Annotated in this window: 15 protein-coding genes; 11 read left to right on the plus strand and 4 right to left on the minus strand. The window is 65.1% G+C overall.

Annotated features, from left to right (window positions below; genetic code table 11):
• The first annotated feature begins 43 nt into the window (after positions 1-43).
• Positions 44-811: an STAS domain-containing protein gene (locus tag ACWW36_RS04245; protein ID WP_456140355.1), complete on the plus strand. Its 768-nt coding sequence runs from the start codon at positions 44-46 to the stop codon at positions 809-811.
• Between the two features lie 360 nt (positions 812-1171).
• On the opposite strand, the gene ACWW36_RS04250 is transcribed toward ACWW36_RS04245, so the two are convergent.
• Positions 1172-1654: a MarR family winged helix-turn-helix transcriptional regulator gene (locus ACWW36_RS04250; protein ID WP_456142357.1), complete on the minus strand. Its 483-nt coding sequence runs from the start codon at positions 1652-1654 to the stop codon at positions 1172-1174.
• 98 nt (positions 1655-1752) lie between these two features.
• Between ACWW36_RS04250 and ACWW36_RS04255 the strand changes: the two genes are divergently transcribed.
• From ACWW36_RS04255 to ACWW36_RS04275, 5 genes are all read left to right on the plus strand, one after another.
• Positions 1753-2385, plus strand: coding sequence for an NADPH-dependent F420 reductase (locus ACWW36_RS04255; protein WP_456140356.1), 633 nt, complete (start codon positions 1753-1755; stop codon positions 2383-2385).
• A gap of 41 nt (positions 2386-2426) precedes the next feature.
• Positions 2427-3362 carry an SDR family oxidoreductase gene (locus ACWW36_RS04260; protein ID WP_456140357.1) on the plus strand — a complete coding sequence of 312 codons (936 nt, stop codon included), beginning with the start codon at positions 2427-2429 and terminating at the stop codon, positions 3360-3362.
• Positions 3362-3787, plus strand: a complete 426-nt coding sequence (locus ACWW36_RS04265; RefSeq protein WP_456140358.1) for a hypothetical protein — start codon at positions 3362-3364, stop codon at positions 3785-3787. The genes ACWW36_RS04260 and ACWW36_RS04265 overlap by 1 nt, the downstream gene beginning before the upstream one ends.
• A gap of 62 nt (positions 3788-3849) precedes the next feature.
• Positions 3850-4473 (plus strand): NADPH-dependent F420 reductase, encoded by a 624-nt coding sequence (locus tag ACWW36_RS04270; RefSeq protein WP_456140359.1) that lies wholly within the window; start codon positions 3850-3852, stop codon positions 4471-4473.
• Positions 4474-4569: 96 nt separating this feature from the next.
• Positions 4570-5313: an SDR family NAD(P)-dependent oxidoreductase gene (locus ACWW36_RS04275; RefSeq protein ID WP_456140360.1), complete on the plus strand. Its 744-nt coding sequence runs from the start codon at positions 4570-4572 to the stop codon at positions 5311-5313.
• 167 nt (positions 5314-5480) lie between these two features.
• Here ACWW36_RS04275 and ACWW36_RS04280 read toward each other — a convergent pair whose 3' ends face one another.
• Positions 5481-6665: an ROK family protein gene (locus ACWW36_RS04280; protein ID WP_456140361.1), complete on the minus strand. Its 1185-nt coding sequence runs from the start codon at positions 6663-6665 to the stop codon at positions 5481-5483.
• Positions 6666-6751: 86 nt separating this feature from the next.
• On the opposite strand from ACWW36_RS04280, the gene zwf reads away from it, so the two are divergent.
• From zwf to tsaA, 4 genes are read left to right on the plus strand one after another with little or no spacing between them, the layout of a single operon-like run.
• Entirely contained in the window at positions 6752-8209 is a 1458-nt protein-coding gene (gene zwf / locus ACWW36_RS04285) for a glucose-6-phosphate dehydrogenase (protein WP_456140362.1), read from the plus strand.
• Positions 8209-9429, plus strand: a complete 1221-nt coding sequence (locus ACWW36_RS04290; protein WP_456140363.1) for an MFS transporter — start codon at positions 8209-8211, stop codon at positions 9427-9429. Before zwf ends, ACWW36_RS04290 begins: the two co-directional genes overlap by 1 nt.
• A gap of 4 nt (positions 9430-9433) precedes the next feature.
• Complete coding sequence (locus ACWW36_RS04295) at positions 9434-10195, plus strand: SDR family NAD(P)-dependent oxidoreductase (RefSeq protein ID WP_456140364.1); 762 nt, start codon at positions 9434-9436, stop codon at positions 10193-10195.
• 7 nt (positions 10196-10202) lie between these two features.
• Positions 10203-10616 carry a tRNA (N6-threonylcarbamoyladenosine(37)-N6)-methyltransferase TrmO gene (gene tsaA, locus ACWW36_RS04300; protein WP_456140365.1) on the plus strand — a complete coding sequence of 138 codons (414 nt, stop codon included), beginning with the start codon at positions 10203-10205 and terminating at the stop codon, positions 10614-10616.
• A gap of 8 nt (positions 10617-10624) precedes the next feature.
• On the opposite strand, the gene ACWW36_RS04305 is transcribed toward tsaA, so the two are convergent.
• Together ACWW36_RS04305 and ACWW36_RS04310 are read right to left on the minus strand one after the other, a co-directional pair.
• A complete protein-coding gene (locus tag ACWW36_RS04305; RefSeq protein ID WP_456140366.1) occupies positions 10625-11020 on the minus strand; it encodes a hemophore-related protein in 396 nt (131 codons plus the stop codon).
• A gap of 97 nt (positions 11021-11117) precedes the next feature.
• Positions 11118-13373, minus strand: coding sequence for an ATP-dependent DNA ligase (locus tag ACWW36_RS04310; protein WP_456140367.1), 2256 nt, complete (start codon positions 13371-13373; stop codon positions 11118-11120).
• A gap of 31 nt (positions 13374-13404) precedes the next feature.
• On the opposite strand from ACWW36_RS04310, the gene ACWW36_RS04315 reads away from it, so the two are divergent.
• Positions 13405-13632, plus strand: a complete 228-nt coding sequence (locus ACWW36_RS04315) for a hypothetical protein (protein ID WP_456140368.1) — start codon at positions 13405-13407, stop codon at positions 13630-13632.
• Positions 13633-13641: the final 9 nt, after the last annotated feature.

Genomic DNA, 13641 nt, shown 5'->3' on the forward strand with positions numbered 1-13641 from the left:
CGCAATCGGTTAGCCGACCGATTAGTGGGGTAACCCCACTTCAATGGCAACCACCCGTTGGCCACAGGCTCTGAATGTCACCGTCGAATTCGTCGGCGATACCGTTGTGCTCGATGCGCGTGGCGTCTTGGACGAGACAAGCTATCTGGCCCTGCGGGACAAGATCATTCAGGAAGCACTGGCCGAACCCAGAGCGGTCGTCATCGACGTCTCCGGCCTGGATGTCCCGGCAGAATCGGCGTGGCTGGTCTTCAGCAGTGCGCGGTGGCAGGTCGACCGCTGGCCGCATGTTCCGATCGGGCTGGTATGCCACGACGAGACCGGCCGCAGCGCGATCGCACACAGCGGTATCGGGGATCGGGTACCGGTCTTTGCCACTCTTGAAGCCGCGGTTCGTGCGCTGGGCAGCACCGCCGTAAGCCAGAGGCGCCGCGCTCGCGCCGAACTGCAGCCGACACCCGAGTGCCTGCACCGAGCCCGCGAATTGGTGGCGGACTGGTTGGGGGCGTGGTCGCTGACCGACCTGGTCCCGGTAACCAAGATTGTGGTCACCGAGTTCGTCGAAAACGTCCTTCGCCACACCGACAGCAATCCCATGATCCGACTGGAGACCGACGGCGCAGCAGTGATCGTGGCGGTCGAGGACTCCAGCCACACCCTCGCTGCGGTGTCCGAAGCGAGGGCATCGGTTGCGGGCATTCCTCCAACGGGCTTGCGAATCGTTTCCGCTTTTTGCCGCATGTGGGCCAACGCACCGACGTCGACGGGCAAGACGGTGTGGGCGATGATCGGCCAGGAGAACCGGCTCTGACTCGCAGTTAGTTGCGAAGCGTCGTATTCGGGTGTTTGCCGTACACCCGCCGATACAGCACAGCGAAACGGTCGCCGTGTGCAAACCCCCCCAGCGTGCTGCGACGTCCGTCACGATGGCGCCTAGCGCCACGTCATTGGCGACATTGCTCTCGATGTAGGAGATGGCGCGGCGCAACAAGACCGGATGATGATCGGTGCGCCGGATGCGCTGAATCGCACCGGCCTCGAGACGCTCACGACCTTGTGCGGGCCTGTCTCTTATGAGGCAACAGCGTTGTCGCTCTTGCAGTTTGGGTCAGTGGGGCTTTCCTGGGGTTGTTCGTAGGCCGAATGGCTGAATCCCTCAAGGCCGATGGGGTTATGAAGGCTCGTCTTCGGCGGGGGAGTCGTAGTTCGTCGCCAGGTGCTGCAGGATTCGTTCGTTGAGGGTGGCGAGCAGGTCGAGCTCTGCTGGGGTGAGCAGATCGATGAAGTTCCGGCGGACGTCCGCCACGTGCCCGGGCGCCGCCTTCTCGATGGCCGCGCGGCCAGCCGGCAGCAGGCAGACCAGGGTGCTGCGGGCGTCGGCTGGGTTGGACTCGCGGCTGATCAGCCCGTCCTTCTGCATGCGCCGCAATTGGTGGGAGAGACGGCTCTTCTCCCAGCCCAGTGCGTTGCGTAGCTCATGGGAAGGCATTCGGTCTCCGTCGTGCTCCGAGAGCAACGCCAGGACCTCATAGTCGGCCCCGGACAGGCCCGATCCCTGCAGGCCCCGCTCCAGGTGCACGCCGACCTGATGACGCGCGTCTATGAAGGCCCGCCAGGCCCGGTGTTCACGAGGGTTCAGCCAGTTCGGTTCCATCGACCCCCACGCTACCTCCCGATTGGTTGACGCGTCATCCATTCCGTGTATGGTTGAGTCATCAACCTTTCCGATCGTCAACCAAGACGGGAAATGTCATGAGCAGCATCAGCATCATCGGCGTGGGGAGCATGGCCAGCGCCTTGGCCGGCCGTGCGCTCACCGGCGGCAACACCGTCGAGATCATCGGCCGCGACCCGGCCAAGGCGAAAGCGTTGGCCGCCGCGCTCGGCGGCGCAACTGTCGGGACAGTCGGCACCGCCCCGGCCGGGGACATCGTCATCGTCGCCGTGCCCTACGCCAGCGCGACGGCGGTGGTCAGCGAGTACAGCGAGGCATTGAACGGCAAGGTCATCGTCGACATCACCAACCCCATCCGCGCCGATTTCACGGGCTTCGTCACCTCTGACGGCAGTTCCGGCGCACAGGAGATCGCCAAGGCCGCCCCCGCCGGCGCGCATGTTGTCAAGGCGTTCAACACCCTGCCCTGCGACGTTCTGGCGGCCGGGTCGGTCGAGGGTCGCCCAGTGGACGTGTTCATCGCCGGCGACGACACGCAGGCAAAGGCACGTGTGTCGGTGTTCATCGAGAGCCTGGGAATGCACCCGATGGATGCCGGGCAGTTGCCGATGGCGCGGGCACTGGAGAACGCCAGCCTGCTGCAGCTGGGCCTTATCGCCCACGCCGTCAAGAACACCAACCTCTTCCTGGGCGTCAGCGTTCTGCGCTGAGGCACCCACACCCATTCCACCAATTTGAGAAGGACAGTCACATGCGCGTTTTAGTCACTGGCGGAACCGGCCATGCCGGCTCCCATATCATCCCCGAACTCATTGCCGCCGGGCACGAGGTCACCGGCCTGGCCCGGTCGGACGCGTCCGCGGAGGCCCTGTCCGCGCTCGGCGCGACGGTGCGCCGCGGCAGCCTCGAGGATCTCGACGGGCTCAAGGAGGCGGCCGCGGACTCCGACGGCGTCATCCACGTCGCGCACAGGCAAGACCTGCTGCCGACTGGCGGGATGGACGCCGTGGCGGCCGCGGAGCTGCCGATCATGCTCGCCTACGGCGAGGCACTCGCGGGAACCGGAAAGCCACTCGTCGCCGCGGGCAGCATCGGCTCGCCTGGAAACCTGGGCCGACCGGCCACCGAAGAAGACCCGGCCCTACCCAGTCGCGACGAGGACACGGGCACCCTGCGGGCACGCAACATCGTGGAACGCACCGTCGTCGGCCTCGCCGAGCAGGGAGTGCGGTCGTCGATCGTGCGGCTTCCCCTCATCGCGCACAGCACGACTGATAGTGCCGGGTTCCTGCCGGGGCTGATCGCGCTCGCCAAGGAGAAGGGTGTCGCCGGCTACCCCGGAGACGGCACGAATCTGTGGTGCGCCGTGCACATTCGCGATGTCGCCTCCCTGTTCCGCCTGGCGCTGGAGAAGGGTCCCGCCGGCAGATATTGGCACGCGGTTCAGGATGAGGGCATCGCGTTCCGCGACATCGCCGAGGCCATCGGCAGCCGGCTGGACCTGCCCGCCGTCAGCATCCCCATGGACGTGCTGATGCTGCCGGGATACTTCGGCCAGTTCATGAATTTGGTCACGGGCTCCTTCCCGGCCGCCAGCCTCATCACGCGTCAGAGCCTCGGCTGGGAACCTTCGCAGCCCGGTCTGTTCGCCGATTTGGACAACGGCCATTACTTCCCGGCCGCCTAATGACCACATTCGCCCCGCACCGCGACACCTTGGAGTCCTTCGTCGACTGCATCAACTGCGGCGCAGACAAAGGCATCCTCACCGGGTTGCTCGCGAAAGACGTGGTGCTGCACGGCCCGTTCAGCGATGAGCCGATCGTCGGCCGCGAGGTCGCCGTGGAAACCATAAAGACCGTCAACGGACTCTCGTCCGACGACACATACATGGAAGTCCTCAGCGGCCAGACGCACCACGCGGCACACTTCCGGCTACAAGTCGGAGACGCCGCGGTCAACGGAATCTTCTTCGTCCTGCTCGACGCGGACGGCAAGATCGCCGAGGTAAGCATCTTCTATCGCACGCTGCCGGCCGGCGTCGCATTGCAGCGCAACCTTTCAGAGGCAATCGGCATGCCGCGTTGGGAACTGCGCACCAACGGGGAGTGACGCCCTCACGGCGGCCCAGCCAGTTCAGCCATTTTCAATCATCAATCAAGACGGGACATCTCATGAGCAATATCAGCATCATCGGCACCGGAAACATGGCCCGCACCATCGCCACGCTGGCAGTAGCGGGCGGCAACACCGTCGAGATCATCGGCCGCGATCAGTCCAAGGCCGCCGAGCTGGCCAAGACTCTGGGCGGCAGCTCCACGACCGCAGACTTCGGTGCAGTTCCGGCCGGGGACATCGTCATCGTGGCCCTCGGGTACGCCAACGTCGTTCCTGTCGTCGCCCAGTACGTAGACGCACTCGCGGGCAAGGTCATCGTCGACATCTGCAACCCCGTCAATGCCGCGGCCGACGGGCTCGCCACCCCCGACGGCACCTCGAGCGCGCAAGAAGTCGTCAATGCGGCCCCGGCCAGCGCCAGCGTGGTGAAGGCCTTCAACACCACCTTCGGTGCTGTCCTGGCCAAGGGCCAGCCGCTGGACGTCCTCATCGCCGGCGACGACGCAAAGGCCAAGGCGGCCGTGGCGGAGTTCATCGATAGCCTCAAGCTGCGCCCGCTAGACGTCGGCGGCTTGACCATGGCGCATCACCTGGAAGGAACGGGCCTGGTCATGATCGGTCTCGCACAGCACGGCGTGGGGAACTTCGACTTCGCTCTCGGTGTCACCGCGTACAGCTGAGCCGCCCCGCCGTCGGACCACGCCGTGCACGAACAGCCCAAATTCGTCGTCACTGGAGGACCGAAGGATCCGCGCAGTCGTCCGAAAGGAGTAGTCATGGGAAAGCTTGACGGCAAGGTGGCGGTGATCACGGGCGGATCAAGCGGCATAGCGCTGGCCGGTGCCAAGTTGTTCGTTGACGAAGGAGCTCACGTTGTCATCTCGGGTCGGCGGCAGGAAGCTCTGGACCATGCCGTTGAGCTGATCGGCCGGAATGTGACTGCCGTGCAGGCTGATTCGGCCAACCTGGACGATCTGGACCGTTTGTTCGACGCGGTCAGGCAGGAAAAGGGCGCCATCGACGTGTTGTGGACCAGTGCCGGGAAAGCCGAGGAAGGCACGCTCGGCGAGATCACCGAGGAGCACTTCGACGCGGCTTTCGGGCTGAACGCGCGCGGCACCCTGTTCACGGTGCAAAAGGCGTTGCCACTGTTCAACGACGGTGGCTCGATCTTCATGACCGGGTCGATCGCTTCGATTAGGGGTTATCCGGCTTGGAGTGTCTACGCCGCGAGCAAGGCTGCGCTGCATGCGTACGCCCGCGTGTGGTTGGCCGAGTTGAAGGACCGCAGGATCCGGGTCAACGTACTGACCCCGGGCCAGGTAGTCGCGCCAGGACAGGAGCAGCTGTTCGACGACGAGACGAAGGCCGCGATGGACGCGCGGGAGGCGTTGATCCCACGGGGAGTGAACGGCAGCCCTCAGGAGATTGCGACGGTCGCATTGTTCCTCGCCTCGAACGATTCAAGCTTTGTAAATGGTATGGAGTTGGTTGTCGACGGCGGCACCACGGCAGTGTGACTACGGCGGTGGTTGTTAAACACCAATGGCACAACAGCTTTCCGAACACGGCGTACCGCTGTTGACAAGTCAGCTTTCCGGCAGGTTCTGCTCACTCGACTTCTCTAGCGCCTCATAGTTCTTCTGCTTCCGAGCACCAATCACCAGCGGCGTGGCATTCGCCGGGACTAACGCGCCGATCGTAGTGACGCGTCGATCGCCGAAGGACTCAGCACATGGTCGAGCACCATTGTCGCGCTGCCGATGACACCCGAGCGGTCTCCATACGTCGACGGCACTACCTGCAAGACGCGCGTTGCCAATGCAGTCGCGTTGCCGTACAACGTTTCTCGCAGTCCCGCAACGAAGACGTCGTAGGCGCCTGCCATGTCGCCGGCCACGACAAGCACGGCGGGGTTGAGCAGATTCACCGCGCCGGCAAGGACCTCGCCGATATGACGTCCGCTGTCGCGGATCATGCGGCGGGCGTCGGGGTCACCGCTGTTGGCCAGCTCCACGACGTCTCGCAGGTGAGCGACTGCGCGACCGTCGGCCTGCAGCGCCTTGACCAAGGCCCAACCGCCGGCGATCGCCTCAAGGCAACCGGTGTCCCCGCAGCGGCACGGCACGCCGGCCGCGGCTGCGGTCTTGTTGTGGCCGAATTCCCCTGCCGCCTGCACCGCGCCGCGCTGCAGCGACCCACCGGAGATGATGCCCGCGCCCAGCCCCGTCGACGCCTTGACCACGAGCAGATCGTCGAAGGCCTGCCGATCGCCGCGCCGTTCGGCCAGCGCGATCACGTTGGCGTCGTTGTCGAGAATGACAGGGGCATCGGTCAGCTCGGCGAAGTACGGCGGCAGCGGCACCCCGTCCCAGCCGCTCATGATCGGCGAGTCCAGACTGCAGCCGCGCTGCCGGTCGACGGTGCCGGGCAGGCTCAGTCCGACACCGTAGATGCGGGCCTCGCGATGGCCGGAGTCGTCAAGCAGCGCGTCGAGGCGCTTGACGACGTCGGGCATCAGGTCGTCGGGGCCTAGCCCGGGTTCCTGGTCGATATCGGTCGACGCCAGGATGTCGCCGGCCATATTGCACACCGCGAGGCGGGTGCGGCTGCGACCGATGGCCGCGGCCAGCACGACGCCGGCGTCGGTGTTGAAGGACACATAGGCCGCAGGACGGCCTCCTGTCGACGGGGCGAACTCGCGCTCGATGACCAAACCCCGCGCCGCCAGCGGCGCGACCCGGGCCGTCACCGCCGTGCGGGACAAGCCGGTGAGCTGGCCGATCTCGGTGCGGGTGATATCGCATCGCTGTCTGATCAGCCCGTAGATGTCACCTGCGGACGACGACGGCGAAGTCCTCCGTAAAGCCATGTTTGCAGCGTAACCTCGATCACTTTTGTATTTCAAGTACCTAAGTGGGTTTGCATAGCATCTAAAGTCTGCCTACCGTGGGCCGCATGGTTGACCCCTGCGACTTCGTGATTTTCGGCGGCACGGGCGACCTCGCCGTGCGCAAGCTGTTGCCCGCGCTGTACCTGCGTGACCGCGACCGCGAGCTGAGCCCCGACACCAGCATCATCGCCGTGGCGCGGGCCGGGCTCGACGAGCCCGGATACCGCGACAAGGTCCACGCCGAACTGGGCCGATTCGTCACAGCCGAGCTGCTCGACCCCGAGACCGTCGACCGCTTCCTTGGGCGGCTCCGGTTCGTCAGCATCGACCTCACCGAGCCCGCCGACTACGTGGCCGTCACCGACGTACTGGCGAACTCGCGCGTCGACATCCGGGTGTTCTACTTGGCGTGCGCACCCGCGCTCTTCGGCCCAATCTGCGACTCCTTGGGCAGGCAGGGGCTGGTCACGACGTCGTCACGGGTGGTGCTCGAGAAGCCGATCGGACACGACTTGGCGTCGGCGCAGGCCATCAACGACGCGGTCGGCGCGGTGTTCGATGAGCGGCAGATCTTCCGCATCGACCACTACCTCGGCAAGGAAAGCGTGCAGAACCTGCTCGTCACGCGGTTCGCGAACACACTGCTCGAACCGCTGTGGAACTCGAGCTGGATAGACCACGTCCAGATCACGGCTGCCGAGTCGCTCGGCGTCGGCGCCCGCGGCGACTACTACGACCGATCGGGCGCGCTGCGCGACATGGTGCAGAACCACCTGCTGCAGCTGCTGTGCCTGGTCGCGATGGAACCGCCCACGTACATCGATCGCGAGACCGTGCGCGACGAGAAGCTCAAAGTGCTGCAGGCACTCAAACCGCTGTCGGACGATGACATCGCCCGACAGACCGTGACAGGTCAGTACGGGCCCGGCTTGGTCGACGGCGCCGTTGTCGACGGGTACCGGCAGGACGCCGAAAACCCGGACAGCACAACGGAAACGTTCGTGGCGCTCAAGGCCGAGATCAACAACTGGCGATGGGCAGGCGTGCCGTTCTATCTGCGGACCGGGAAGCGGATGGCGCAGCGGTACTCCGAAATCGTCGTGCAGTTCAAACCCGTTCCGTTGCAGATGTTCCCCGGCAGCGAAGGAACCTCGGAGCCGAATCGGCTGGTGATCTCACTGCAGCCGAACGAGGAGCTTCGCCTGGAGATGACGGCGAAAGAGCCTGGGCCAGGCGGTATCCGGATGCGTCCCGTGTCGCTGTCACTGAACTACACCCAGGCGTTTCAGCGGCGCTCACCTGATGCCTACGAACGGCTGCTGATGGATGTGGTACGTGGCGACCCGACACTGTTCATGCGCCGTGACGAGGTAGAAGCCGCATGGGCGTGGGCCGAACCGATTCTGCGCCAGTGGCAGAACTCGCGGCGGGTGCCCCGCGTGTACCCGGCAGGCACGGATGGGCCTGTCGACGGGGCCACACTGCTCGAACGCGAGGGCCGTCGCTGGCACGAAGGAGCTTGATGACGATTTCACTCCACCGTCCGTCGGGACCCGTCTCCGTTGTGGCACCCGACCCGACGGTGCGCTGGCTCGCGGTGCTCGCACTGGCCTTGGGCGGGTTCGGTATCGGCACAGCCGAGTTCGTCGCGATGGGTCTGCTGCCTGACATCGCGTCCAGCCTCGGAATCACTGAACCCACTGCGGGACACGTTATTTCGGCATACGCGTTGGGCGTTGTGATCGGCGCTCCGCTGATCGCGGCGCTTGCGGCACGGGTGCCGCGAAAGACCTTGTTGCTCGTCTTGATGGCCGTGTTCACGCTTGGCAACCTGGCCAGTGTGGTGGCGCCGTCATACGAGACGCTGATGATCGCCCGTTTCGTCGCGGGGCTGCCGCACGGCGCGTACTTCGGCGTGGCCGCCCTGGTGGCCGCGCACTTGATGGGCCCGCAGAACAGGGCGAAAGCGGTCGCCCACGTCATGTGTGGCCTGACGGTGGCCACCGTGGTCGGTGTGCCGATCGCGTCCTGGCTGGGCCAGGCCCTGGGCTGGCGCAGCGCGTTTGGTTTGGTGGTGGCCGTCGGTGCTGTCACGCTCGCAGCGCTGTGGTTCTGGCTCCCCGCGCAACTGCGGTCCATGCAGATCACCAGCCCCGTCACCGAACTGGGTGCGCTCAAGCGGCTGCAGGTTTGGTTGGCACTGCTCGTCGGCATGATCGGATTCGGTGGCATGTTCGCCGTTTACACCTACATCACGACGACGATGACGGATGTGGCCGGCCTTCCCCGCGCGTTGGTTCCATTGGCGCTCATGGTGTTTGGCGGCGGCATGGTGGTCGGCAACCTCGTCGGCGGCCGACTGGCTGACCAATCCGTCATCCGCGCGCTGTACCAGTCACTGGGCGCACTAGCGATCGTGCTCGCGGTATTCGTACTTGCTTCCCACAATTCGTGGACAGCGCTGCTGGTGCTGTTCGGCATTGGAGCGGCGGGCTCAGCTGTCGCGCCGGCGCTACAGACGCGGTTGATGGACGTCGCGCACGACGCGCAGACATTGGCCGCCGCGCTGAACCATTCGTCGCTCAACATCGGCAACGCCACCGGCGCCTGGATAGGCGGGCTTGTGATCGCGGCCGGCTACGGTTACAGCGCCCCGGCCGCCGCGGGTGCACTGTTGGCCGCGGCCGGGTTGTTGGTGCTCACGGTGTCCGTACTGGTGCAGCGGCGACGGGCGCTAGTCTGACCGGATGCCCGTACTCGACAAGTTCCGACTCGACGACAAGGTCGTCATCGTCACCGGTGCCTCTTCCGGGTTGGGTGTGTCGTTCGCCCAGGCATGCGCGGAGGCAGGCGCCGACGTGGTCCTGGCCGCCAGGCGCGTCGACAAGCTCTATGCCACAGCGCGTCTCGTCGAGGAGGCCGGGCGGCGTGCGTTGACGGTGGCCACCGACGTCGCCGATCCTGGCCAATGCCAGGCGATGGTCGACGCAGCGATGAGCGAGTTCGGTCACGTCGATGTCCTGGTAAACAACGCCGGGGTCGGTACCGCTGTACCGGCCACCCGCGAGACGCCCGACGAGTTCCGCGCCGTCGTCGACATCAACCTCAACGGCTCCTACTGGGCCGCGCAGGCATGCGCGCGGGTGATGCAGCCAGGCAGTTCCATCGTGAACATCTCCAGCGTGCTCGGTCTGACGACAGCGGGCCTGCCGCAAGCCGCGTACAGCGCGACCAAGGCCGCGATCATGGGTTTGACTCGCGACCTCGCGCAGCAGTGGGGCCCTCGCAAGGGCATCCGCGTCAATGCCATCGCACCGGGATTTTTCGAGTCCGAGATGACCGACGCCTACCGGCCCGGCTACATCGAAAGCCTCAAGCCGCGAGTGTTGTTGGGCCGCATGGGCGATCCAGTCGAATTGGCCGCGACGCTCGTCTGGCTCGCATCCGATGCCGGCGGATTCGTCACCGGGCAGACAATCGTCGTCGACGGCGGCGTCACGATCACGTGATTTCCACATGACGCCCGAGTTTGCATTGCGCCCGATCGGCTATGTCGAGTCCACGCTGACTGAGCCAACCGCGGCGCCACGTCAAGGTGACGAAGGTGCGCCGGACTGTTGGCTGGTTTTCGAACCGCACGTGAGGGCAGCGCTCGACGGGTTGAGCGTTGGCGACGACATCGTCGTGGTGACGTGGTTGCATCAGGCGGATCGCAATGTCCTGCAGGTGCATCCGCGCGGTGATACCAGCCGGCCCATCCGCGGGGTGTTCTCGACGCGTTCACAGCATCGCCCGAATCCGCTTGGCATTCACGCCGTCACGATTCTCGCGATCGACGACCTTCGTATCCGCGTGAAAGGTCTCGAGGCGATCGACAAGACACCCGTCGTGGACATCAAATCGGTGCTCGAGGCCCGCGGCGAACGCTAGAACTAAGGCTACGAGGCCATCGCGTCGAACAGCCTCGCGATCTGTGCGGGTGCCACATCGACGTCGCACTGCTGTCGCAGGGTGGCCAGCGGACGCGCGATGCCTTGCAGGTCCATCCACTCCTGCGGATGGGCAACGAAATACGCCCGAATCGCGTTCTCGGCGTCTCCCGGTGCCAGCGCGCCAGAGTTCGTGATCGCGTCATCTGCACCGGGATGGGCTGCCAGATACTGGCCGGTCGCTGTCGAGACCGTACCAAGCGCGCTGCTCAGCCCTGCCGCGGTGCATCCAGGCTGAGCAGACGCGGTCGGAACCGCGATCGTCACGGCTGCCAGACCACCGAGTGCGCCGGCAGCAAGTCCAGCGAAAGCTCCGCGTCGCATATCGATACCAGAGATCTGCATTTCCAACCCCCTCAATAGCGGCGCTGTTGTTTCGCCGACCTTAGGGTCTACCCCGCATCGAGCTGACCAAACCCTGTGTCTGAATTGCTGATAACGGCTACTGTTCCCAGCGCACCTCGTCCGGCGTCTTGTCGGGCCGCAGCCCGCGCCAACTCGGCTGACGTAGCCGGCCATCGCTGGTGCGTTCGCTGTAGCGCACTTCGCCGACGAGCTCCGGCCTGACGAACGTCACACCCTTGGCGTCCTGTGCGGGAAGCCGTGTGTTGAACGGTGATTCGTCGGTGTGCAGCGGCTTGAGCATGTCCTTGAGCCTTGCCAGGTCCTTCTCGGTGAACCCTGTGCCGACACGGCCTGCGAAATGCAGTCGCCCGTCCTCGGGGATGCCCAGCATCAGCGCACCGATACCGCTGGAGCGACCGCCCTCACCTTGGCGCCACCCGCCGATCACGACCTCTTGCGTGTTCCAGATCTTGTCTTTGATCCACGACGACGACCGCCGGCCGGGTTGGTACGTCGAGTCCCGCTTCTTTGCGATGACGCCTTCCCACTTCTTCTTACGAGCGAACTCCAGCGCCGCGGCTCCATCACCCGGGAGCAGCTCCGGCACGATCACGCCACCACCTTCGGCCAGCGTCTCGAGCAGCCGGCGGCGATCGGAGTACTTGGCCCGCAACAACGATCGTCCGTCCAGATGCAGAATGTCGAAGGCCCAGAACTCCACGCGCGTGGAGCGGGCCCGGTTCTGCATCTCCGAAAAGCTCGGCACGCCGGACTCGTCGAGAGCCACCGCCTCGCCGTCGAGGATGACGTGGTGGTCGGCGAGATCTGCCGCCAGTGCTTCGAATTGGGGATACTCGTTGGTGACCTCCCGCCCGCGTCGGGAACGCACATTCAACGTTCCGTGGTCGGCGTCGACAAGCACCCGGTAGCCGTCCCACTTGCCCTCGAACGCCCACTGCGCCGACTTGAGGTTTTCCACCGAACCTTCGGTGGTCAACATCGGCGCCAGATCGGCGGCGTGGGGATGCTGTTGGTCCTTCATCCGGTGCGCGAGCCAGTTCTTGCCGTCGGTCTGGATCAGGGCGTACCGGCCGTCGATCTTCTTGCCGTGCAGCGTGACGATGACCTCACCCCTTTCTTCAGCGGAGTCGTTGAACTTCTCCGTCTCGTAGGTGCCGGTATCCCAGACGATCATTTTGCCCGCGCCGTACTCGCCTTGCGGAATGGTGCCGTGAAAGGTCAAGTACTCCAACGGGTGATCCTCGGTATGCACCGCGAGGTGATTGACGGCAGGAGTGTCGGGCAGGTTCTTCGGCACCGCCCAGCTCACCAAGACCCCGTCACGCTCTAGCCGCAGGTCGTAATGCAATCTGCGGGCGTGATGTTCCTGGATGACGAACAGGTCGTTGTTTCCGGCTCTTGGCGGCTTCTTTGGCACCGGCTCCGGCGTCTTCGCCGCGTCACGCATGCTGCGGTACTTGGTCAGCCGATCTTCAGTCGGCACCTTGTCGTCAAGTTCGGACAGCAGGTCGCCGTACTTATCCACGCGCTCAAGCACCTCGTCGAAACGCAGATGCCGCAGCTTCGGATCCGAGATCTCGTCCCAGGTGCGGGGCGCCGCGACGGTCGGATGTTCGCGTCCGCGAAGGGAATACGGCGCGATCGTCGTCTTCGATGCGTTGTTCTGGCTCCAATCCAGGAATACCTTGCCGGTCCTCAGGCTCTTGGTCATCGTCGACGTGACGAGTTTGGGCATCGCGTTTTCCAGTTGCTGCGCAACACGTTTGGCCAACACCACCGCGCCGTGCGAGCTGACCGGCTCCTCGAGCGGGGCGTACAGGTGCAGGCCCTTACTACCGCTGGTGAGCGGATAGGTCGTCAGCCCGATGTCGCCCATCAGCTCCTTGACGGCCTGCGCGACTTCGCAGAGCTGTTTCATCGTGATGCCTTCGCCCGGATCCAAGTCGAACACCAATCGGGTGGCAGGCCCGGGTCCGTCGCTCGTGAACCGCCACTGCGGCACGTGCACCTCGAGCGAGGCCTGCTGAGCGAGCCACGCCACGCCTTCGACGGTGTCGACGATCGGATATGTCGTCGTGCCTGACTTGTGCACGATGGTGCCGCGCTCCAACCACTCCGGCGCCGACGATGCGAGCTGCTTTTCGAAGAACGACGGTTCGTCGACGCCGTTGGGCCAGCGCTTACGGGTCACCGCGCGGCCGGCGATGTGCGGGATCATGACCTCGGCGATGTTGACGTAATAGTCGAACACCTCGGCCTTGGTGGTACCCGTCGCCGGGTACAGCACCTTGTCGGGGTTGGTCAGCCGAACCCGACCGTATCGATCCACCACTTCACGGTATTACCCGCAGTACCGTTGGACTATGACGAGAACGTTCACGGCGTGCCTGCTCACAGCGGCGGCCATCCTCGTCGGAGCCCCGCACGCAGCAGCTGACCCGGAAGATCGATTGCCCTACTGCTCCGGGGACCAGACCCCGATGGACGACTACTGCAGGGCAATGCCTCACCAGGTCTTCACCGACGACGCACCGGGCGCCAACCCCGGTGTGCCGCTCGGCACCAACCCGGGCCTCGAACCGGTCACGTAGCCACTTCTC

Source organism: Mycobacterium sp. MMS18-G62 (genome assembly GCF_053877835.1).

Excerpts from the sequence above, each read along its gene's own strand:
- ACWW36_RS04245 (WP_456140355.1), top strand. The coding sequence starts at position 44 with ATGGCAACCACCCGTTGGCCACAGGCTCTGAATGTCACCGTCGAATTC.
- ACWW36_RS04250 (WP_456142357.1), bottom strand. The coding sequence starts at position 1,654 with ATGGAACCGAACTGGCTGAACCCTCGTGAACACCGGGCCTGGCGGGCC.
- ACWW36_RS04255 (WP_456140356.1), top strand. The coding sequence starts at position 1,753 with ATGAGCAGCATCAGCATCATCGGCGTGGGGAGCATGGCCAGCGCCTTG.
- ACWW36_RS04260 (WP_456140357.1), top strand. The coding sequence starts at position 2,427 with ATGCGCGTTTTAGTCACTGGCGGAACCGGCCATGCCGGCTCCCATATC.
- ACWW36_RS04265 (WP_456140358.1), top strand. The coding sequence starts at position 3,362 with ATGACCACATTCGCCCCGCACCGCGACACCTTGGAGTCCTTCGTCGAC.
- ACWW36_RS04270 (WP_456140359.1), top strand. The coding sequence starts at position 3,850 with ATGAGCAATATCAGCATCATCGGCACCGGAAACATGGCCCGCACCATC.
- ACWW36_RS04275 (WP_456140360.1), top strand. The coding sequence starts at position 4,570 with ATGGGAAAGCTTGACGGCAAGGTGGCGGTGATCACGGGCGGATCAAGC.
- ACWW36_RS04280 (WP_456140361.1), bottom strand. The coding sequence starts at position 6,665 with ATGGCTTTACGGAGGACTTCGCCGTCGTCGTCCGCAGGTGACATCTAC.
- zwf (WP_456140362.1), top strand. The coding sequence starts at position 6,752 with ATGGTTGACCCCTGCGACTTCGTGATTTTCGGCGGCACGGGCGACCTC.
- ACWW36_RS04290 (WP_456140363.1), top strand. The coding sequence starts at position 8,209 with ATGACGATTTCACTCCACCGTCCGTCGGGACCCGTCTCCGTTGTGGCA.
- ACWW36_RS04295 (WP_456140364.1), top strand. The coding sequence starts at position 9,434 with ATGCCCGTACTCGACAAGTTCCGACTCGACGACAAGGTCGTCATCGTC.
- tsaA (WP_456140365.1), top strand. The coding sequence starts at position 10,203 with ATGACGCCCGAGTTTGCATTGCGCCCGATCGGCTATGTCGAGTCCACG.
- ACWW36_RS04305 (WP_456140366.1), bottom strand. The coding sequence starts at position 11,020 with ATGCAGATCTCTGGTATCGATATGCGACGCGGAGCTTTCGCTGGACTT.
- ACWW36_RS04315 (WP_456140368.1), top strand. The coding sequence starts at position 13,405 with ATGACGAGAACGTTCACGGCGTGCCTGCTCACAGCGGCGGCCATCCTC.